We start from the raw sequence: 20,302 nt of genomic DNA, 5'->3' as shown, positions 1-20,302 counted from the left end.
ATCATGTCTCCTGGATCATTAACGCGTATTTCGCATATGTGTAGAACAAAAGCTATATCTTCTTACATTATATTAAATATTTAGAAGAAATAAAATATTTAATGAAAGAAATGAAAAAAGCTGTAACGATAATGGATCGTTACAGCTTCTGAGCTGTTTGCTGTAATTTATTAAAAAAACCGTGGCGTTTAACCGCTTGTTCTTTAATTCGGTGAATTTCTTTTTTGTAAAAACGCAAATCTTGTAGTGACACTGCATTTAACATTTCCATTTTTAATTTATCAATAATTTTTGTTTCTTCTTGTGTCATACACTGCGTAGCTTGATCCATCGGTGTCACACCCTTTTCGTATTTAATAGATTTAGTTTGAAAACGTTCTACTCTAATATTTACTACAATTTACTAGATAACTAAACCTTTTCTCTTTCGATGTAAACGAAATGTAACAACTGTAATACAGTGAATGGATAATATCTAGTTATTTTGTTTCACATCCAAAACGAAAAAAACACACAAACGGATCACTTTTGTCAGCCAATATAGTAAAAAACTTATAGGTATTAGTAAACAAATAAAGAGATTGAAACATAATTAAATTACTCCAATCAACATTTGAAAGCGCTTATATATATGAAATCTACGTTCACTCTACCAATAAAAAAATCCGAACGATTCATCGTTCGGATCTTCCTTCAGCTAAAATAATTTTGTCCTAGCCTCCATTTTTATACTTGTTGAATCAGTACGGATGAAAAATATTTTCTAGCATCCGCCGTCAATATATGAAGCGTTTCTTGTTCGGTTTGGTTATTTTCGTTGCGTTCAAACGTCACAAACGCCCCGCTTAGATTCTCTGTTACGGCCGTTATTTTGAATCCTTTTTGCAGCAAAAAATCAATCTTTTCTCGCTCTGCCATATATTCATGGTAACTTGACATTTCCCTGCCTCCGATCTATTTTTACATCTGTTTTTATAACATTAATTTTTCAGCTTCGTTAGCCGTGTTTAACTCATTAAACTTTGCTCGTTTTGTAAATTGTCCGTAGCCTTTTTGACCGACAAACTGCTTATCTTTTACGACAAATTCCCCGCGGCAAAGTACTGAAACCGGCTCACCTGTGACTTTCATTCCCTCAAATGCGCTATAATCGACTGCCATATGATGCGTGTTTGCTGAAATCGTACGTTCAACAGATGGATCAAATATAAGCAGATCCGCGTCTGCGCCAACCGCTATTGTTCCTTTTTTCGGGTACAGTCCGAACAGCTTAGCAATTTTTGTTGATGTTATATCAACAAACTGATTGATATTAATTCGTTTCTTCACTACTCCTTCTGAAAATAAAATACTCATGCGATCCTCGATAATAGGTCCTCCGTTTGGAATTTTCGTAAAATCTCCTTTCCCCAGATCTTTTTGACCGTTAAAATCAAATGAACACTGATCAGATCCAATCGTTTGCAAGTCGCCATTACGCAAAGCATTCCACAAAACATCTTGGTTCCATTTTTCACGTAAAGGCGGTGACCATACGTATTTTGCTCCTTCAAAATTCGGTTTCTCTAAATAGGTTTGGTCAAGCGTCAAATACTGCGGACACGTTTCACCCCAGATATTTACGCCTTTTTCCCTTGCTTCAGCAATCTTTTTAACCGCTTCAGCGCACGACACGTGAACAACATAGAGCTGTGAGTCAGCCAGTTCCGTTAGCACCGCGGCTCTTCCCGTAGCTTCTCCTTCTATTTCTGGAGGGCGAGTCAGTGCATGATAGATAGGATCAGTTTGTCCTTGTTCTAGTGCTTTTGCCGTTAAATACTCAATCACATCTCCATTTTCAGCATGTACCATCACAAGCGCCCCTAGTTTTTTAGCTTGCACTAGCGTTTGATAAAGGGTAGCATCGTCTGCTTGAAAAACATTTTTATAGGCCATGAATACTTTAAAAGAAGTAATTCCTTCTTTTTCAATAATTGTAGGAAGCTCATTTAATACATCTTCCGTGATTTCGCCAATCATTAGATGAAAGCTATAATCGATAGCCGCTTTCCCTTTTGATTTTCCATGCCATGTGCCGATCGCTTTTTGCAGCGGTTCGCCTTTATTGGTTAAGCAAAAATCAATAACAGTTGTCGTACCTCCAAAAGCTGCTGCTCTTGTACCTGTTTCAAAGTCATCTTTTGTAACGGTGCCTCCAAACGGCATATCTAAATGAGTATGAGGATCGATCCCTCCTGGAAATACATAATTGCCTTTTGCATCAATCACTTCACAGCCTTGCTCTTCAAATGCCGAGCCAATTGCCGAAATAACTCCATTTTCAATTAAAATATCGGCTTTATACGTATCTGTTGCTGTGACTACCACACCATTTTTAACGATTTTCTTCATTTCTTCATCCCCTTTGTCTTTATACGTCTAATCGCTGTGCAGCCGTCGCTTGTAAAGCAGCTTGGCGTTCATTCCACGTCATTGGAGGCTGTTCATTTGGTAATTCAACCATGGATATAGCCCCGTCCACCGGACATACAATCGAACATAAATTACATCCTACACAATCTTCTTCTCGTACTTTTAAATAAGATTTCCCTGAAGGATCTTTCAGCATATCAATACATTGGTGAGAAGTATCTTCACAAGAAATATGACACTTGTTGCAGTTAATACACGTATCCGGATCGATGCGGGCCACTACTTTATAATTGAGATCTAAGTTGCCCCAGTCGGAATATTTCGAAACGGCTTTCCCTACAATATCACTTACTTTTTCGATTCCTCTTTCATCCAAATAATAATTGAGACCTTGAATCATATCCTCTACAATGCGGAACCCGTGATGCATAGCCGCTGTACATACTTGCACACCTGTAGCACCCATGAGCATAAATTCGACGGCTTCCTGCCAGTTCGAAACGCCTCCCATACCTGATATTGGAACGTTAATAAACGGACTTCTTGCACATTCAGCAACCATGTTTAATGCAATCGGCTTAACAGCCGGGCCGCAATAACCTCCGTGAGCGCCTTTTCCTGCTACGTGTGGAATCGTATTCCATGAATGAATGTCTACTCCTGCTAAACTATTAATAGTGTTAATCATGCTCACAGCGTCAGCACCGCCTCGAACCGCTGCTTCTGCTGTAACGGTGATATCTGTGATATTTGGGGTTAATTTAACAATGACCGGCGTTTGGGCAACTTCTTTAGCCCAATACGTTTGTTTTTCAACTAAATCAGGGACTTGCCCAGAGGCAGCACCCATTCCTCGTTCTGCCATTCCATGAGGACAGCCAAAGTTCAGCTCTAATCCATCCACTCCTACGTCTTCTACTTTTTTGACAATTTCATGCCATTTTTCTTGCTGAGGCTCTACCATAAGAGAGGCAATAATTGCGTGGTTAGGAAACTTCTTTTTCGTTTCATAGATTTCCTTCAAATTAACTTCAAGCGGACGATCGGTGATTAACTCAATATTATTAAAGCCGGCTACGCGCTGACCGTTGAAGCCAACGGCAGCAAATCGAGAGGAAACATTTAAAATCGGATCACCAAGCGTTTTCCAAACTGCGCCTCCCCATCCTGCTTCAAATGCACGCTGCACTTGATAACCTGAATTGGTTGGCGGTGCGGATGCCAGCCAAAACGGATTTGGTGATTGAATACCTGCTAAATTTGTTGTTAAATCTGCCATAGATTTCTCCTCCTCCTGATTTTAAGCTGTTTCCATTGTTTCTTTTGTTAACTGCATATGAATATTTAACGCCGTTTGTTTTCCTTGCTGAGCAGCGGTCACAACCATTGCTTCTCCTTGCCCTTTACCAAAAATAACGTCTCCGCAAGCAAATACTTTTGGATTGGATGTTTGAAACGTCTCTTGATTAATTAAGACAACTCCGTCTTCATGATGCACCTGAAATTGTTGAATCAAAGACAGGTACCGTTCTTGACCAATTGCTTTAACAACAGCATCGACTGGAATGGTAAACGTTGAACCCTCAACAGGAACAGGCTTTCTTCGGCCGTCTGCATCTGGATCTGTTAGAGTCATTTTTACACATTCAATCCCGCTCACCTTACCATTTTCATCTCCAATAATTCGTATAGGAGCCGTTAACCAGCGGAATTCAACACCATCTTGTTTCGCAAATTCAAATTCAAAATCATAAGCCGTCATTTCTTCTCGTGTACGACGGTATAAAATTTTAACATTTTCAGCCCCCAAGCGCACGGAACACGTAGCACCATCAATCGCAGTATTTCCCGCACCAATGACGGCAACACGCTTACCCACAAATTCTGTTGATAATGCTTCCGACTTCGTTTTTTTCACAAAATCAATCGCATCATACACACCGTCTAGCTCTTCACCTTCAACATGTAGAGAAGGCACCTTGCTCATACCAATAGCTAATACAACCGCGTCATACGACTGCAGCAATTCGCTTGGAAGAATATCTTCTCCAATTCTTACGTTTGTTTTAATTTTTACATCTAAGCTTTTTACTTGTTCAACTTCCCAGAATGAAATCGCTTGAGGAAGACGAAACGACACGATTCCATATGTATTTAACCCTCCTGCTTGTTTTTCCGCTTCAAAAATGGTTACGTCATACCCAAATCGGGCCAGTTCTCTTGCTGCAGAGAGACCAGCCGGACCTCCACCAACAATTGCTACCTTTTTACCGTTTGCTCTTCCTTTCTCAAACAGCACCTGTTCATTTTGAATAGCCCAATCCGTTGCGTAGCGCTGCAAATCTCCAATCATAATTGGTTTGGTTGAGTGGTTAAGCACACACGCTCCTTCACATAGTTCATCGGTTGGACAAACTCTCGAACAGCTTGCTCCTACGGGATTAGAAGACATAATCGTTTCGGCAGACCCCTTTAAATTGCCCGATGCAATTTTTTTAATAAACGTCGGGATGTCAATTCCTGTAGGGCATGCCTGAATACAGGGTGCATCATAACAGTACAAACATCGATTAGATTCTTCGACTGCTTCTCTATTTGACAACCCTTTTTCTACTTCATTAAAGTTTTGAATGATGGACTGCAAACTTTCCTGTGATCGCATTGCATCAACCTCCCAAGGATATCTGTTGATAAAACTCGAATTGAAAGCGCTTACATATTTTTTATATACGTTATTTTCAACTTCTACTTTGGTAAAATGTATTACTAACTTTATTGTACAAAACGACCGTCTTTTCTTCATTATACATTATGTTAAAAAATTCAGACTATTTACTATTCACTATGTAAAAAGCCTTGCTTTTATATAAAAGCAAGGCTGCAACTATTATTTTGCTACTTCTTTAATAATCGACACTACTAGTTCAGATGTCTTCACCAGTTCTTCTACCGGAATTTTTTCATTTGTTGTATGAATGTCTTCATAACCAACTGCTAGATTTACTGTTGGGATATCAAAGCCTGCGATTACATTTGCATCGCTTCCGCCTCCGCTTTGAAGCAGGCGTGAAGGACGATCGATATTAGCCACGGCTTTTTTAGCAACTTCGACAACATGATCTCCATCGCCAAATTTAAAGCCTGGATACATCACTTTAATATCCACTTCTGCACGTCCGCCCATTTCTTGTGCAGCTGTTTCAAACGCTTCTTTCATTTTCGCTACTTGTGCTTCCATTTTTTCTGGAATTAATGAACGAGCTTCTGCTAAAATATCGACGCGGTCGCATACGATATTCGTTTGCGTTCCACCTTCAAAACGTCCAATGTTCGCTGTAGTCTCTTCATCAATACGTCCAAGGGGCATTTTAGAAATGGCTCTTGAAGCAATCGTAATAGCAGAAACGCCTCGTTCAGGAGCTACACCTGCATGAGCTGTTTTTCCATAAATTGTTGCATTTACTTTTGCCTGCGTCGGCGCAGCAACAATAATGTCTCCCACTTTGCCATCGCTATCTAAAGCATAGCCGAATTTTGCCGTTACGAGACTAGAATCAAGAGCTTTAGCGCCCACTAAGCCAGATTCTTCTCCTACTGTAATAATAAATTCAATTTTGCCGTGCGCGATGTTTTCTTCTTTTAATACGGTGATGGCTTCTAGCATTGCTGCTAAGCCTGCTTTATCATCCGCTCCAAGAATTGTCGTGCCGTCACTTTTAATATAGCCATCTTCAATAGATGGTTTAATACCGTTTCCAGGTACGACTGTATCCATATGAGACGTAAAGTAGATTGTGTCTACGCCTTCTTTTGTAGCTGGCAGTGTGCAGATTAAGTTGTTGGCTCCGTGACCCGTTTTTTCTTTGGCATCATCTTCTACTACTTCGACGCCTAATGCGGTAAATTTTTCTTTTAGTACAACAGCAATTTTTTCTTCATGCTTTGTTTCTGAGTCTACTTGTACTAATTCAATAAATAAATCAACGATTCGTTGTTCATTAATCATAATATGTAATCCCTCCAAAAATAACCTACAATGGTATGTTACCATGTTTCTTTGCTGGACGCTCTTCCTTTTTATTGTGCAACATTTCAAGCGCTTGTATTAATTTTATTCGCGTTTCCCTAGGATCAATAACATCATCCACCATTCCAGCGCTTGCCGCTACGTAAGGATTAGCAAATTTCTCGCGATACTGTTCAATTTTTTCGTGTCTTGTTTTATCTGGGTTTTCGCTACCTCGAATGTCGTTTGCAAAGATAATATTCGCAGCACCTTGAGGACCCATAACAGCGATTTCTGCATTCGGCCACGAATACACAAGGTCCGCTCCAATCGATTTACTATTTAAAGCTACGTATGCACCTCCGTACGCCTTTCGCAAAATCACCGTGATTTTCGGAACGGTAGCTTCGGAGTATGCATATAAAATTTTAGCACCATGACGTATAATTCCGCCATGTTCCTGCTTGATACCTGGGAAAAAACCTGTAACATCTTCAAATGTAATAAGTGGGATATTAAATGAATCGCAAAATCGAATAAACCTTGCTGCTTTATCTGAGGAGTTAATATCTAAACTGCCTGCCATTACTTTAGGCTGGTTACACACAAGTCCGACAACTTTTCCATCTATGCGGGCAAAACCAATGACAATATTTCTTGCAAAGTCTTTTTGCACTTCAAAAAATGAGTGCTCGTCCACTACTTGGTGAATGACTTGACGCACATCGTAAGGGCGCACGGCATCAAACGGGACAACGTCTAATAAATCCGGACGATAATGATCAGACTCTGCCTTTGAGGCTAAAGGAGGCTGCTCTTGGCTAGACTGAGGAAGATAGCTTAAGAGCGTTCGTACTTGTTCTAGCACCTCTTGTTCTGTTGCACCTCTAAAATGGGCATTACCGCTAATTTCGTTATGAACAGCTGCTCCTCCAAGATTTTCAGAGGAAATGCTTTCTCCCGTTACCGTTTCAATTACTTTTGGTCCTGTAATGAACATTTGACTTGTTTCTTCTACCATAAAAACAAAGTCAGTAATCGCCGGTGAGTACACGGCTCCGCCTGCACAGGGACCCATAATAACAGATATTTGAGGCATGACACCCGAATAAATGGCATTTCGATAAAAAATATGACCGTATCCATCAAGAGACATGACGCCCTCTTGAATACGAGCTCCCCCTGAATCATTTAAGCCAATAAACGGCACGCCTGTTTTAGCCGCTAAGTCCATTACGTGCGCAATTTTTTTAGCATGCATTTCACCTAACGCGCCTCCGAATACTGTAAAATCTTGCGAAAACAAGTAGACTGAGCGACCGTTTACCTTGCCGTAACCTGTTACTACCCCGTCTCCTGGTCCTACTTGATTATTCATACTGAAATCTGCACACCGATGTTCAATAAACGGATTTAATTCGACAAATGTATGTTCATCCAAAAGAATTTCAATTCGTTCGCGTGCCGTTAGTTTTCCTTTATGGTGCTGTTTTTCAATCTTTTCGTCTCCGCCGCCTAACTCGATCTTTCGGCGTTTATCGTACAATTCATTTAACTTATCATAAATGTCAACCATGTTTCTTCTCCTCCTCTAGTGTTTTTTCACAGAGCTCATAAAGAACACCGTTTGCTGACTTTGGATGCAAAAAAGCAATGGATGCTTCCCCTGCGCCTTTTCGCGGAACATCGTCAATCATGTGTACACCCTTTTCCTTTAACTCGTTAATCCGTTCTTCAATCGTGCGCACACCTAAAGCAACATGATGAAGACCTTCACCTCTCTTTTTGATAAACGCGCCGACCGCACTGTCTTCAAAGAGCGGCTCTAATAATTCAATTTTTACGTTGCCGCACTGAATAAAAGCAACTTTTACTCCTTGTTCTTCTACTTCTTCTACTTTTAATAGAGACAGTCCTAATACCTTTTCATAAAACGGGAGGCTGCCTTCAATTGATTTTACAGCTATTCCTATGTGATCAATTCCTTTTATCACTTTCTCACCTCTTAAAAAAGCGTTTTCATTTACACATATTCTTGAAAACAAAAGAAATCTCCTGCTCGCGTATCTACAGAAAGTTGCTTGTCTAAGCAGCGGAAGACATGTAAAATAAGAAAAAAACGTGTAGGAGGACTTTGGTTGTATGTCTAATAAGAAAATCCAAAAAACCATTGTGTTTTTAATGCTTCTTGTCATGTTAATATCTACGCTTTTAGCGGGACTTGCCATGTGGTTTTAATCGGGACTGATGACTAAAAACATAGCTGCACTGCCGTTTCTGTGTGCAATGCAAACATATAAAAAAGACTGGTGACTAGTCACCAGTCTTTTGCTGTATATTCACAATGCCTTTTTGAGCGGCTAACTCTTCAAAAGATTGATCTGTAGATACAATCCACACTTTTGTACCTAACGGGACTTGATCATATAAATGGCTTACTTCACGATTTTCTACGCGAATACAGCCATTCGATACATATTTACCGATGGAACCCGGCTGATTTGTACCATGAATGCCATAAATACGTCCGTCAGTCTCTCTTGCATCAAACCCAATCCATCTTACACCTAGAGGATTTTGAGGAGCGCCTCCTTCAATGTTACTTCTCCGATAATAAGGATTAACAGCTTTTACTGTTACCGTGAACTCCCCTTCGGGCGTCAGATTAACTGTTTTCCCCGTTGCTACTTTAATAATTTGTTTAATTTCTTTATTTTGGATATAAGCAAGCTCATTGCTTTGTTTATTAATAATAATATAAGGATCATTTGGCAACGGATTTTCTCCTAATGGCCAAACCGGAGATAGTAGTAAAAGGATAAAAGCAAACACATGCACGTAATCCACCACCTTACGTTAGTCCTAAGTAAAAGACAAGAGAGATCTCTCTTGTCTTATTTAGTGTTCGTAAGCAAGATAAACAACATGCATGCTGTTTAACTTATTTTTAAGGTTTGTTTAATAACCAAATATTGTTCAATTTCTTTGACTACGTGCAGTAAATCGGCACGCGCTTCAAACTCTTCCCGCGTTTTAGGAAGCGGCATCTCTGCAAAAGCTTCTCGTAAATGCTGAAGTTTGGCTAAAAATAATTTTGCTGTATTACCGGGGTGGATGGATAGACTTAATTCTTCAATGAAATCGGCAATCATGTAGCGCTGTTCTACCACTAAATCAATAGCGGTAATGAGAGGAAGCGTTCGCTCAATAATTTCAAGCTGTTTTTCACGAATTTTAAAATAGCGGTAATAATAGTTTTCCCCACGCACAAAATGATTTTCTACATCACGAAACGCGAGGCTCTTTGCTTTTTCTAAAATTTTTACCGTATCTGCAATTTCCTTACCGTCCCAACTGCTGTCATTGGTTCTGAGATATAGGGCAATTTCTTTTAACATCGACCGGAAATTCTCTTCAATTTCTTGCTGATACGTGCGAAGCTCTTGATCTAAACTTGGCATGTATAAATTCACAAGCAGGGCAACACCTATCCCAATTACAATTAAGCCAAGTTCATTAAAAACGATTCCCCATGTCATATTGCCTTTGGAGTAAATATGAAGCAAAATAACGGAGCTTGTAACAATGCCTGCATTAACTTTGAATATAACCGTAACCGGGATAAACAAAAGCAGCATCAGTCCTATAACAAGTGGATGATAAGCAATCCCTTCAAAGAATATAAATGAAAATAGAATGGATAAAGAACAAGCAATAAAACGATCGCTTGCACTTCGCAACGATTTTTTCTTTGAATTTTGAATGCACAAAATGGTGATAATTCCAGCTGATACAAAAAACTCAAGGTGAAAGAACTGAGCTATAATAATAGCCAGTGATGTACCGACGGCTGTTTTAATTGTCCGGTACCCAATTTTAAATTTCATTTTCTAGACTCCTACATGTTAGTTTCTTTTTAGTGTGATAAAATACTCTATTCTTTATTAACACGAATAGAAAAATAACACAACCTTAAATCTTGCTGTACCATATAAATTTCAATAAAAAAAGTGCAGAAAAGATCGTACTCTTCCTGCACTTTTTTTATTATAAAATCTTTTCTAAGAAATCTTTAGCACGCTTGCTTTTAGGCGCTGAGAAAAATTCCGCCGGAGGCGCATCTTCAACAAGCACACCGCCGTCTAAAAACAGCACACGATCCGCTACTTCTCGTGCAAATCCCATTTCATGCGTTACAATGACCATCGTCATTCCTGTTTCTGTTAGCGACTTCATTACATCTAGTACTTCTTTTACCATCTCTGGATCCAATGCTGATGTTGGTTCGTCAAACAGCATCACTTTCGGTTCCATTGCCAGTGCTCTGGCAATAGCTACACGCTGCTTTTGACCGCCCGATAAGCGACTTGGAAACTCGTTGGCTTTTTGAGCAAGTCCCACTTTTTGAAGTAATTCTTTGCCTTTAGCAACAGCCGTTTCTCTTGACACGCCTTTTACCGTCATCGGAGCATAAGTCAAATTTTCAAGCACTGTCATATGTGGAAACAAGTGAAAATGCTGAAATACCATTCCTACGTTTTCACGCACACGCATAATGTTTGTTTTTTTATCTGTAATCACTTGACCGTTAATTGAAACTACTCCGCTCGTCGGTTCTTCAAGCAGGTTCATACAGCGTAAAAAAGTAGATTTACCAGAACCAGAAGGGCCAATAACAGCTACGACTTCTTTTTCCTTAATCGTAGTTGAAATACCTTTTAAAACTTCATTATTGCCAAATGATTTGTGTAAATTTTCAACGTTAATCACCTTTTCTCATTCTCCTCTCGACTGCTTTACCAAGGAGCGTTAAGCCCATTACCATTACATAATAAATCAACCCTGCAAAAATTAACGGTTCAAGGTAGGCGAATTTTTCTCCACCTACAATGTAAGCACGGCGCATAATGTCGAGTGCTCCAATAACTGTAACGATAGCTGATTCCTTTGTTAATGTAATGAACTCATTCATTAAAGCAGGTAAAATATTTTTAAGTGCCTGTGGCAAAATAATTTGTCCCATCATGCGGCGATAAGGAATTCCTAACGCTAATGCCGCTTCACGCTGTCCTTTATCAACAGCTAAAATACCAGCGCGAATAATTTCAGATATATATGCTGCAGAGTTTAGCCCGAACGCAGCAACGGCCGCTGGAAACGGGGCAATATCAAACCCGAGCAGCTGAGGTAATCCAAAGTATATTAATAATAATTGCAGTACAAGCGGTGTTCCGCGAAACACGGACGTATATGCATCCGCAAACCATTGAAGAGGTTTATTGCGGCTGATTTTACATAAAGATAAAATAACTCCCAGCACAAACCCTAAAATTGCTGAAGCTAGGACTATCTGTATCGTTACCCCTATCCCTTTTAAAATATAAGGCATAGAAGGCACGATTTGCGAAAAATCCAAATTCATGCCTAGTTCCATTCCTCTCTAACTATCATTCTTATTTTTGGTCGTCAAACCACTTAACGATTAATTTATCTAATTCACCGTTTTCTTTCATTTTCTTTAATTCACGGTTAAAGTCATTCGTTAGCTTGCTGTCTTTAGGAAATGCGATTGCTGATCCTTTACTTGAATCTGGACGTCCTGTATCAGACATTTGCAAGCTTTTGTCTTTGTTCACATACCCTTTAGCTACTGTATCTTCAATAATTGCTGCATCGATACGATTTGATTTCATTTCTTGAATTAGTTCTGGAATACGGTCACGCGTTGTTACATTTACTCCGTCAACTTCTTTTGCAATTTCTTTTGCTTCGTCTGCTTGGATAGAAGAAGTTTGTACACCGACTGTTTTTCCTTTTAGTTCTTCTGCATTTTTAATTGGCGCATCTTTCTTCGATACAATCATGTTTTTTGCTTCATAATATACGTCTGAGAAGTCCACGTTCTTTTTACGCTTTTCAGTTGGCGTCATACCCGCTAAAACTAAATCGACTTTATTAGATTGTAAAGCTGGAATTAATCCGCCAAATTCCATATCCTTCACCTGTACGTCATAACCTAACTTTTTACCGATTGTTTTTGCTAAATCTACGTCAAATCCGATTGCTTCACTATCACCTTTTGCCGTATCAATATATTCAAATGGTGGGTAATCTGCTGATGTTCCCATTACTAGTACTTTTTTATCTTTGTCGTCGCTGCTTGCTCCGCCATTAGACGTTCCTTCTCCTGCTCCGCATGCAGCTAAAACGCCTGCTGTTAAAAGACCAATTGCCGTTACCGATAACCACTTCTTCAATTTCATCTTCGTTCCCCCTAGTTTATTCCTTACATTATTTTTTAAAAATTAATAATATTATGAAATAAGTTTTTTGCTATTGCAAGTAAATGTCGAAATTTAAATATATATTCATATAAATGTATTTTAACACAACATTATAAATATGCAATATCTTTTTTAAATATAAGTTTCACTATTTGAAAATACCTTTTCTTAACATTTTCCACTCTCTAGAAAGCCTGCATACAGATAGGTAAAAAAACGCATAAAAAAAGAAGCCGTTCAAAACGGCTTCTCTCTTACACTTCTTCACAGTGCTGTTCGAATGCTTCTTGCAGCTTCATCACAACTGACATTGGCTCGTGGCCTTCAATTTCGTGACGCTCTACCATTGTGATAATTTTTCCGTCTTTTAATAAAGCGAAAGATGGAGACGAAGGCGGATAACCTTCAAAGTATTCGCGTGCACGTGCAGTTGCTTCTTTATCTTGCCCAGCAAATACTGTAACCAAGTTTGTTGGACGTTTATCATAATGTACAGCGTGCGCTGCAGCAGGTCTTGCAATACCTCCTGCACAACCGCAAACTGAATTCACCATTACAAGCGTTGTACCAGGCTTTTTAAACGTTTCATCTACCGCTTCAGCCGTCGTTAATTCTGTATAACCAGCAGCTGTAATTTCTTTGCGGGCTTGACGAACAACGTCGTTCATAAACAAGTTAAAATCGATATTCATTTTCATACCTCCCTTTTGCTATCTATTCTTTATCATAGCAAACGAAAACTAAAAAGGCGATTGCTTTGACTCATTTTTTCTTGGTAATCAAGATTAAACAAGAAAAGAAATGGTGATACTATTTTTACAGCTAGAAAACCATACTCTTAACTCCCTAGTGTAGAAGGATCCGCATAAAATGCAGGATCCTTTTTTATATTTCCTTCATCGCCTGCCGGTAGGTTTTAATCAAGTGTTCGAGAGCTTCAGCCATCGTGACATCTCCCGTCATCATTTGTTTTTCAACATCCCCTAACGTTTGCTTAACTAAAGGATGTTCATAAAATGATTCTTGTAAATATTCATTAACACTTGCTTGTAACCATGCCTTCATTTGCTTTTGCCTTACTGTATAAAACAGATCATTTTTATTCATCCATTCCTTATAGTCACAAATTATCTTCCACAAGTCTTGGAATGATACTTCTTCATAAGCAGAAGTTGTGATGACCTGTGGGTTCCATCCTCCAGAATGACCGTGAAGGAAACCGATGATGCTTTCGTATTCTTTTGCAGTCACTTCTGCTTTTAGGCGGTTATCCCCGTCTGCTTTATTTACACAAATCAAATTAACCCACTCAAGCAGCCCTTTTTTAATTCCTTGCAAATCATCTCCTGCTCCAGTTAAAGCAAGAAGAACAAAGAAGTCTACCATCTCTTTTACAATCATTTCACCTTGGCCAACGCCCATCGTTTCGACAAATATGATGTTATACCCAGCCGCTTCACAAAGAAAAATGGCTTCTCTCGTTTTAAGATGAACACCTCCAAGCGTTCCTTGAGAAGGTGAAGGACGGACAAAAGCATTCTCTTGTTTGGTAAGAAGCTCCATTCTCGTTTTATCTCCTAAAATACTTCCTCCAGACAAGGTACTGCTTGGATCGACTGCCAAAACTGCAACGGAATGGCCATTTTTGCATAGGTACGAACCAAATTTGTCAATCAGCGTACTTTTTCCTGCTCCGGGTACGCCTGTAAAACCAATGCGCACTGAATGCCCCGTATGAGGATAGATTTCTTTAATCAGCTGTTGTGCTAGTACTTTATGCTTCGGCGCTTTACTTTCAATTAAAGTAATGGCTTGAGCTAACGCTGTTCTTTTTCCTTCAAGCAGCCCTTGTTTATAATCTTGTACCGTTTTTAATTTCACCAATTGTCTTCACCAACTATTCTTCTAACCGTTTCTTTATTTCATATAAAACGGAAACGGCCGCTTTTGGGATTACTGTTCCAGGTCCAAAGATTGCAGAAGCGCCGTGTTCTAAAAGAAATGAGTAGTCTTGTTTAGGAATAACGCCTCCGACAATAACAACGATATCGTCGCGCTCTAATTTCTTTAATTCCTCAACAAGCTGCGGCAGTAACGTTTTATGCCCGGCTGCCAAAGAGCTTATGCCAATCACATGTACGTCGTTTTCTACAGCTTGCCTTGCTGTTTCTTGAGGCGTTTGAAATAAAGGACCGATATCAACGTCAAATCCAAGGTCAGCAAAGGCTGTTGAAATCACTTTCGATCCTCTGTCGTGACCGTCTTGCCCCATTTTTGCGACTAAAATTCTTGGGCGCCTTCCTTCTTCCTCTAAAAATTCAGCCGTGAGCTTTCGAACTTCTTCGATTTGATCTCGATGCACAAACTCCGCACTGTATACCCCGCTGACTGACTTAGAAGTAGCCTGATGTCTTCCAGCCACTTTCTCAATAGCTTCTGAAATTTCACCTAGTGTAGCTCTAGCTCTCGCAGCTTCAACCGCAAAAGCAAGGAGATTCCCTTCACCTGTTTTGGCACAATTGGTAAGTCGATTAAGCGCTTCGATTACCGCTCGTTCGTTACGTTCACTGCGTATTTTCTTTAACTTTTCCAGCTGCTTCATTCGAACTGCTGTGTTATCAATATCAAGAATATCAAGCGGTTCTTCTTGCTCCGGCTCAAACTGATTCACACCTACAATAATTTCTGCCTGCGAATCTATTCTTGCTTGTCTGCGCGCAGCGGCTTCTTCTATCTTCATTTTAGGTACGCCTGCTTCTATTGCTTTTGTCATTCCGCCGAGCTGCTCTATTTCTTCAAGGTGCTTCCACGCTTTTATCATTAATTCGTTCGTTAATGATTCCACATAATAAGAGCCTCCCCAAGGATCAATAACGGAACAAATCTCCGTTTCATTTTGTAAATAAAGCTGCGTATTTCGGGCAATTCTAGCTGAAAAATCAGTTGGAAGAGCAATCGCCTCATCCAGTGCGTTTGTATGAAGCGACTGCGTATGTCCTGATACTGCAGCCAGAGCTTCGACGCATGTTCTAATAACATTATTAAATGGATCCTGCTCCGTTAAGCTCCAGCCGGACGTTTGAGAATGCGTTCTAAGAGCTAAAGATTTAGGATTATCCGGCTCAAACTGCTTCATTAGTTTTGCCCATAGCAGCCTTCCTGCTCTCATTTTCGCTACTTCCATAAAATAGTTCATTCCAATTGCCCAGAAAAAGGATAGCCTCGGAGCAAATGCGTCAATTGTAATCCCCGCTTTCAAGCCGGTTCGTACATATTCAAGTCCGTCTGCAAGCGTATAAGCAAGCTCTAAGTCTGCTGGAGCACCTGCTTCTTGCATATGATAGCCTGATATACTAATACTGTTAAATTTCGGCATGTACTCCGCTGTATATTTAAAAATATCCGCAATGATTCGCATTGACATCTCAGGAGGATAAATATACGTATTGCGCACCATATATTCTTTTAAAATATCATTTTGAATCGTTCCAGCCAGCTTTTCTTTTTTTACGCCTTGTTCTTCAGCTGTTACGATGTAGAAAGCTAAAATAGGAAGCACCGCCCCGTTCATTGTCATCGACACAGACATTTGATCAAGCGGAATCCCTTCAAACAGCTGCTTCATATCCATCATTGAATCAATTGCCACACCTGCTTTCCCTACATCTCCAACAACTCTTGGATGATCAGAGTCATAGCCGCGGTGGGTAGCGAGGTCAAAAGCAACAGACAGCCCTTTCTGTCCAGCAGCTAGGTTTCGGCGGTAAAAGGCATTGCTTTCCTCCGCCGTTGAGTATCCTGCGTACTGTCTAATCGTCCAAGGCCGATTCACATACATCGTTGCATACGGTCCTCTCACAAACGGTGGGACACCAGGTGCAAAGTGAATAAAGTCGAGGCTATCTCTGTCTTTTTTTGTATATACTGATTTTAATTCAATTTGTTCATTTGTTTGAAAGGCAGTGAATGAACTTTGAGCCACGTCATCTTCCCTTTGCTGCTTTGAAAATGATAATGGAATATTAGAAAAAGAAGGCTTTTTATACATGAACTTCTACCTCCAAAGCACATAATAACTTCTTAACGCATTGAATAACATTCGTCTTAGGATGTATGACGCTCATTACACCTTTTTGCTGCCACTGTGTTTTGCGTGATACATGTTCTTCCCCTACTACGTACACATAAACGGAATCTTCCTCAAAATAAGTCATCGTTTTCGTTAAGAGCTTTTCCACGAGTTCATCACTTCCACAGATCACATATGCTGCGTGCTCTTGTTCATTCATCCAATCTGCTATCTCGACATAGGAATCTATGTTTTTAATTGTTTCACACGCAAAGCCTGCGCTTTCAAATAAAGACCGGGCAATCTCAGCTTTTTTACGGCTGCTAGGATCTGTGAGCTCCATAATGCCAATGCTCATCCCCTTTGTATGAACCCGTATTTTTTCAAACTTCTCTGCTGCTCTCCACTTAGTGAGCGGCACAATACTGTCAGGCTGTGTCTGCTTCGCCATTTGTTTTAGCATCCACCCTGCTGTTACCCCTTTAGATGCTAGCTTTGTATAGTCCTCTAGCGAAAGGTTTGATGAAAATTCCGAAGCGTTCTGGTCACTGTATTTACGCATTTTTATTTCTTCTTTTTTAAACGGCGTGCTTTTTATCTCTTGAGATACATCCTGTTGCTTAGGAGCATAGTGTGTGACTCCGATCAAGCGCTCAATGCGGCACTCTATATCCCCTTGTCTTTTTACTTTCATTTGTTCAACTTCATCTTGAATTCGCCCTTGTTTTAAAGCTTCTTCCATTCCGCCGTGGTCTTCAATGTTGCCAAATAACTCCCAAGCTTTTGTCATTAATTCATGTGTGTAAGCTTCAACGTACCAAGAGCCTCCGGCAGGATCCATTACTTTTGATATATGTGTTTCGTGCTGCAAAATTAAGTGAGTGTTACGGGCAAGGCGATGAGCGAACTGAGAAGATGAAGATGTGACGGAATCATATGGTTCAATATGCAGACTATCGGCTCCTCCTACAATAGAAGCAAATGCTTGAACCGTGCTCCTTAATGCATTTGTATACATGTCTTCTTTAGACTGTGTAAGATGTGACGTTTCTGTATGGATAAACGGCACTGAAACGGCCGTGTCATCAAAAGCACGAACCACATTTGCCCAAAGCATGCGAAAAGCACGAAGTTTTGATATTTCCATAAATAAATGTGAGCTAACTGAAAACGAAAAGGTCATATGAGGTAAAACTTGATGTAAGGACAAACCGCGTTTTATGCATTCATCAATATACTGCACTCCTGTAGCAAGCATATAAGCTAGTTCTTGAACAGCGTTTGCACCGCTGTTATGGTAAGGAATACTTGATACAATGATCGTTTTGAGCTCTGGAACATTACTGTGAGCCAAACGCGTTGCGTAAGCTAAATGATCGTATAAATCTCGAGTAGAAAGTGGAACTCTTCCATATTCAGCAAGGGTGCCGAGCGGATCCATTCCAACCGTACCTGTCAGCTGTCTCATATCAAAGTTATGATCAGCACAGTATGCTTTTAAGAACGAAAGAAGTGGAACGGATGTACATCCCGTATTTAAAAATAAAGGCACAGCTTCAAGAGCTACATGCTGAAACAAATGAACAACATCCTCTAAAGTAGAAATTGTAGCGCCTGAGGCTACTTCAGCTTCAGTTGCTTCATCAATGTCTTTTCCTTGCCTCATTGCTTCACTGCACGTAAAAGCGGCCGTATTTTGTCCATTTCTCAAACTGTGTAAAAGAAGTTTATTGCTTTCTTTAATAGAAGGTAAGTCGATTTTTTGGGTGATTTCCCATTCCCCTAGTATGTATGATTCTTTACCGGCTCCTCTTAAACAATCTATTTCCGCCGGACTCTGCTGCAAGTAGTCTAAATGTGCCGTATCACTTTCAAAATAAAGCGGTTTCAAAAAGATGTTTTCTAACGTTTCTTTTGAGCGGAGCGCGGTGTTTTTGCTAACTTCCTGTGCCCAATCTTCTTTAGGTGTACGTGTAAATTCATGAAATGATAATGTATTTGTTTTCATTTCCATGCCCCTTTACAGTTAATAGCTGCCTGCTAGACCTAGATGATTACACTTTGAAGTTTGATGATTCTTCTTTTATTTTAATACATCTTTTACAAATTGTTCAATCATTGCTTCAAAATAAAACGAGACGGGGACATAATTACCCTACATTTACCATCACGATAAAAAAATCCGAACGAGTGGGATTCTCTATCAAGAATCTCAATTCATCGTTCGGATCTTCCTTCAGCTAAAACAGTTTTGCGCCAGCCTCTTTTTTAATAGACGGACGTATTCTCTTTAGACGTAGATTCTAAAATCTCTTTAACTCTTGCCAAGAATCTGCCGCACACCAAGCCGTCTAACACGCGGTGATCAAGTGATAAACATAAGTTAACCATATCTCGAACAGCAATCATGTTATCAATAATAACCGGACGTTTTACAATAGATTCTACTTGTAAAATAGCCGCTTGAGGGTAATTAATAATCCCCATTGATTGCACGGAACCAAATGAGCCTGTGTTGTTAACAGTAAACGTTCCGCCCTGCATGTCTTCAGACTTCAATGAACCCGTACGAACTTTTTGCGCGAGTTCGGTAATTTCACGCGCAATGCCTTTGATTGTCTTTTCATCGGCTTGTTTAATAACCGGCACAAATAAAGCATCGTCTGTTGCAACAGCAATCGATACATTAATGTCCTTTTTCTGAACAATACGATCCCCTGCCCACATTGAATTCATTTGAGGGAATTCTTTTAAAGCCTGAGCCACTGCTTTTACGAAGAACGCAAAATACGTTAAGTTAAAACCTTCTTTTTGTTTAAACTCCGTCTTTAATGCATCACGATAAGAAACTAAGTTCGTTACATCAACTTCAACCATTGTCCATGCATGTGGAATTTCATGCTTGCTGCGAAGCATATTTGCTGCAATAGCTTTGCGCACGCCTGTAACAGGGATTTCTTGATCTCCTGCTGCGGACACAACCGGCGCGGGCTGCTGCGTTTTTGGAGCAGCTGCTGCTACAGGTGCTTCTGGCTGAACTGTTGATGCAGGTGTTTCTTTCACTTCAGCAGCTCCGCCTTTTTCGATAACAGCTAAAATATCTTTTCTCGTAATGCGGCCGCCCGCTCCTGTTCCTGTCACGGCATCTAAATTAATATTATGCTCTTGCGACAGGCGCATAACAGCTGGAGAGTATCGGCTTTTATTGGATTGACTGTCCGCTGTTTTTGGCGCTGATTCTTCTACAGTCTTATCAGACGTTTTCTGTTCTTCTTGAGGTACAGTTCCTTCTACTTCAATTAAACAAATCACTTCTCCTACAGGCAAAGTATCATCTTCACCTGCAATTAACTCTTTAATTGTTCCACTAAAAGAAGAAGGCACTTCAGCATTTACTTTATCCGTCATGACTTCAGCTAACGGGTCGTACTTATTTACGTGATCTCCAACAGAAACGAGCCATTTGCTAATTGTACCCTCTGTTACACTTTCACCGAGCTGCGGCATCGTAATTTTTTCAATAGCCAATTG

The 20,302-nt window shown here is 40.0% G+C and carries 19 protein-coding genes; 1 reads left to right on the top strand and 18 read right to left on the bottom strand.

Features of this window, described 5'->3' with window-relative positions:
- Positions 1-139: 139 nt before the first annotated feature.
- The 8 genes from ACFX4E_RS02410 to mce form a co-directional block, all read right to left on the bottom strand.
- Positions 140-331 carry a hypothetical protein gene (locus tag ACFX4E_RS02410; protein ID WP_013059103.1) on the bottom strand — a complete coding sequence of 64 codons (192 nt, stop codon included), beginning with the start codon at positions 329-331 and terminating at the stop codon, positions 140-142.
- Positions 332-726: 395 nt separating this feature from the next.
- Positions 727-939: a hypothetical protein gene (locus ACFX4E_RS02405; RefSeq protein WP_028410682.1), complete on the bottom strand. Its 213-nt coding sequence runs from the start codon at positions 937-939 to the stop codon at positions 727-729.
- Between the two features lie 33 nt (positions 940-972).
- The gene (gene hydA / locus ACFX4E_RS02400; RefSeq protein ID WP_028410681.1) at positions 973-2,391 is read right to left on the bottom strand and encodes a dihydropyrimidinase; all 1,419 of its coding nucleotides are present in this window, start codon (positions 2,389-2,391) and stop codon (positions 973-975) included.
- A 19-nt stretch (positions 2,392-2,410) separates the two neighbouring features.
- Positions 2,411-3,691 carry an NAD-dependent dihydropyrimidine dehydrogenase subunit PreA gene (gene preA, locus ACFX4E_RS02395; protein WP_013084960.1) on the bottom strand — a complete coding sequence of 427 codons (1,281 nt, stop codon included), beginning with the start codon at positions 3,689-3,691 and terminating at the stop codon, positions 2,411-2,413.
- Between the two features lie 21 nt (positions 3,692-3,712).
- Positions 3,713-5,074 carry an NAD(P)-dependent oxidoreductase gene (locus tag ACFX4E_RS02390; RefSeq protein WP_377258756.1) on the bottom strand — a complete coding sequence of 454 codons (1,362 nt, stop codon included), beginning with the start codon at positions 5,072-5,074 and terminating at the stop codon, positions 3,713-3,715.
- A 225-nt stretch (positions 5,075-5,299) separates the two neighbouring features.
- Positions 5,300-6,418, bottom strand: coding sequence for a tripeptidase T (locus ACFX4E_RS02385; RefSeq protein WP_013084962.1), 1,119 nt, complete (start codon positions 6,416-6,418; stop codon positions 5,300-5,302).
- A 25-nt stretch (positions 6,419-6,443) separates the two neighbouring features.
- Entirely contained in the window at positions 6,444-7,994 is a 1,551-nt protein-coding gene (locus tag ACFX4E_RS02380) for an acyl-CoA carboxylase subunit beta (RefSeq protein ID WP_028410678.1), read from the bottom strand.
- Complete coding sequence (gene mce, locus ACFX4E_RS02375; protein WP_028410677.1) at positions 7,987-8,412, bottom strand: methylmalonyl-CoA epimerase; 426 nt, start codon at positions 8,410-8,412, stop codon at positions 7,987-7,989. The genes ACFX4E_RS02380 and mce overlap by 8 nt, the downstream gene beginning before the upstream one ends.
- Before the next feature lie 148 nt (positions 8,413-8,560).
- On the opposite strand from mce, the gene prli42 reads away from it, so the two are divergent.
- The gene (gene prli42, locus ACFX4E_RS02370) at positions 8,561-8,656 is read left to right on the top strand and encodes a stressosome-associated protein Prli42 (RefSeq protein ID WP_149917156.1); all 96 of its coding nucleotides are present in this window, start codon (positions 8,561-8,563) and stop codon (positions 8,654-8,656) included.
- Between the two features lie 75 nt (positions 8,657-8,731).
- Here prli42 and ACFX4E_RS02365 read toward each other — a convergent pair whose 3' ends face one another.
- The 10 genes from ACFX4E_RS02365 to ACFX4E_RS02320 all read right to left on the bottom strand — a co-directional run bounded on the left by ACFX4E_RS02365 (position 8,732) and on the right by ACFX4E_RS02320 (position 20,299).
- Positions 8,732-9,256, bottom strand: a complete 525-nt coding sequence (locus ACFX4E_RS02365; RefSeq protein WP_028410676.1) for a L,D-transpeptidase — start codon at positions 9,254-9,256, stop codon at positions 8,732-8,734.
- A gap of 98 nt (positions 9,257-9,354) precedes the next feature.
- Positions 9,355-10,305: an aromatic acid exporter family protein gene (locus tag ACFX4E_RS02360; protein WP_013059112.1), complete on the bottom strand. Its 951-nt coding sequence runs from the start codon at positions 10,303-10,305 to the stop codon at positions 9,355-9,357.
- Positions 10,306-10,465: 160 nt separating this feature from the next.
- Positions 10,466-11,188, bottom strand: a complete 723-nt coding sequence (locus tag ACFX4E_RS02355; protein WP_028410675.1) for an amino acid ABC transporter ATP-binding protein — start codon at positions 11,186-11,188, stop codon at positions 10,466-10,468.
- Positions 11,181-11,840, bottom strand: coding sequence for an amino acid ABC transporter permease (locus ACFX4E_RS02350; protein WP_013059114.1), 660 nt, complete (start codon positions 11,838-11,840; stop codon positions 11,181-11,183). Before ACFX4E_RS02350 ends, ACFX4E_RS02355 begins: the two co-directional genes overlap by 8 nt.
- 31 nt (positions 11,841-11,871) lie before the next feature.
- Entirely contained in the window at positions 11,872-12,675 is an 804-nt protein-coding gene (locus tag ACFX4E_RS02345) for a transporter substrate-binding domain-containing protein (protein ID WP_026106695.1), read from the bottom strand.
- A 281-nt stretch (positions 12,676-12,956) separates the two neighbouring features.
- On the bottom strand, positions 12,957-13,394 hold the full coding sequence (locus ACFX4E_RS02340; RefSeq protein WP_013059116.1) for a BrxA/BrxB family bacilliredoxin: 438 nt from the start codon (positions 13,392-13,394) through the stop codon (positions 12,957-12,959).
- Between the two features lie 193 nt (positions 13,395-13,587).
- A complete protein-coding gene (meaB, locus tag ACFX4E_RS02335) occupies positions 13,588-14,583 on the bottom strand; it encodes a methylmalonyl Co-A mutase-associated GTPase MeaB (RefSeq protein WP_098331867.1) in 996 nt (331 codons plus the stop codon).
- A 16-nt stretch (positions 14,584-14,599) separates the two neighbouring features.
- Complete coding sequence (gene scpA / locus ACFX4E_RS02330; RefSeq protein ID WP_028410672.1) at positions 14,600-16,750, bottom strand: methylmalonyl-CoA mutase; 2,151 nt, start codon at positions 16,748-16,750, stop codon at positions 14,600-14,602.
- Positions 16,743-18,779, bottom strand: coding sequence for an acyl-CoA mutase large subunit family protein (locus ACFX4E_RS02325; RefSeq protein ID WP_377258753.1), 2,037 nt, complete (start codon positions 18,777-18,779; stop codon positions 16,743-16,745). Before ACFX4E_RS02325 ends, scpA begins: the two co-directional genes overlap by 8 nt.
- Positions 18,780-19,039: 260 nt before the next feature.
- Positions 19,040-20,299, bottom strand: coding sequence for a dihydrolipoamide acetyltransferase family protein (locus ACFX4E_RS02320; protein ID WP_028410670.1), 1,260 nt, complete (start codon positions 20,297-20,299; stop codon positions 19,040-19,042).
- Positions 20,300-20,302 lie beyond the last annotated feature (3 nt).

It is taken from the genome of Priestia sp. YIM B13491 (assembly GCF_042787605.1).
Taxonomy (GTDB): Bacteria; Bacillota; Bacilli; order Bacillales; family Bacillaceae_H; genus Priestia; species Priestia megaterium_E.
The sequence above is the reverse complement of the archived record's forward strand: the minus strand, read 5'-3'. Positions and strand labels throughout refer to the sequence as shown.

What these genes read in the sequence shown, in the direction of transcription:
- ACFX4E_RS02325 (WP_377258753.1), bottom strand. Translation starts at nt 18,779, where the DNA reads ATGAAAACAAATACATTATCATTTCATGAATTTACACGTACACCTAAA.
- ACFX4E_RS02380 (WP_028410678.1), bottom strand. Translation starts at nt 7,994, where the DNA reads ATGGTTGACATTTATGATAAGTTAAATGAATTGTACGATAAACGCCGA.
- preA (WP_013084960.1), bottom strand. Translation starts at nt 3,691, where the DNA reads ATGGCAGATTTAACAACAAATTTAGCAGGTATTCAATCACCAAATCCG.
- ACFX4E_RS02360 (WP_013059112.1), bottom strand. Translation starts at nt 10,305, where the DNA reads ATGAAATTTAAAATTGGGTACCGGACAATTAAAACAGCCGTCGGTACA.
- hydA (WP_028410681.1), bottom strand. Translation starts at nt 2,391, where the DNA reads ATGAAGAAAATCGTTAAAAATGGTGTGGTAGTCACAGCAACAGATACG.
- ACFX4E_RS02390 (WP_377258756.1), bottom strand. Translation starts at nt 5,074, where the DNA reads ATGCGATCACAGGAAAGTTTGCAGTCCATCATTCAAAACTTTAATGAA.
- prli42 (WP_149917156.1), top strand. Translation starts at nt 8,561, where the DNA reads ATGTCTAATAAGAAAATCCAAAAAACCATTGTGTTTTTAATGCTTCTT.
- ACFX4E_RS02340 (WP_013059116.1), bottom strand. Translation starts at nt 13,394, where the DNA reads ATGAATATCGATTTTAACTTGTTTATGAACGACGTTGTTCGTCAAGCC.
- scpA (WP_028410672.1), bottom strand. Translation starts at nt 16,750, where the DNA reads ATGTATAAAAAGCCTTCTTTTTCTAATATTCCATTATCATTTTCAAAG.
- ACFX4E_RS02385 (WP_013084962.1), bottom strand. Translation starts at nt 6,418, where the DNA reads ATGATTAATGAACAACGAATCGTTGATTTATTTATTGAATTAGTACAA.
- ACFX4E_RS02405 (WP_028410682.1), bottom strand. Translation starts at nt 939, where the DNA reads ATGTCAAGTTACCATGAATATATGGCAGAGCGAGAAAAGATTGATTTT.
- ACFX4E_RS02410 (WP_013059103.1), bottom strand. Translation starts at nt 331, where the DNA reads ATGGATCAAGCTACGCAGTGTATGACACAAGAAGAAACAAAAATTATT.
- ACFX4E_RS02350 (WP_013059114.1), bottom strand. Translation starts at nt 11,840, where the DNA reads ATGAATTTGGATTTTTCGCAAATCGTGCCTTCTATGCCTTATATTTTA.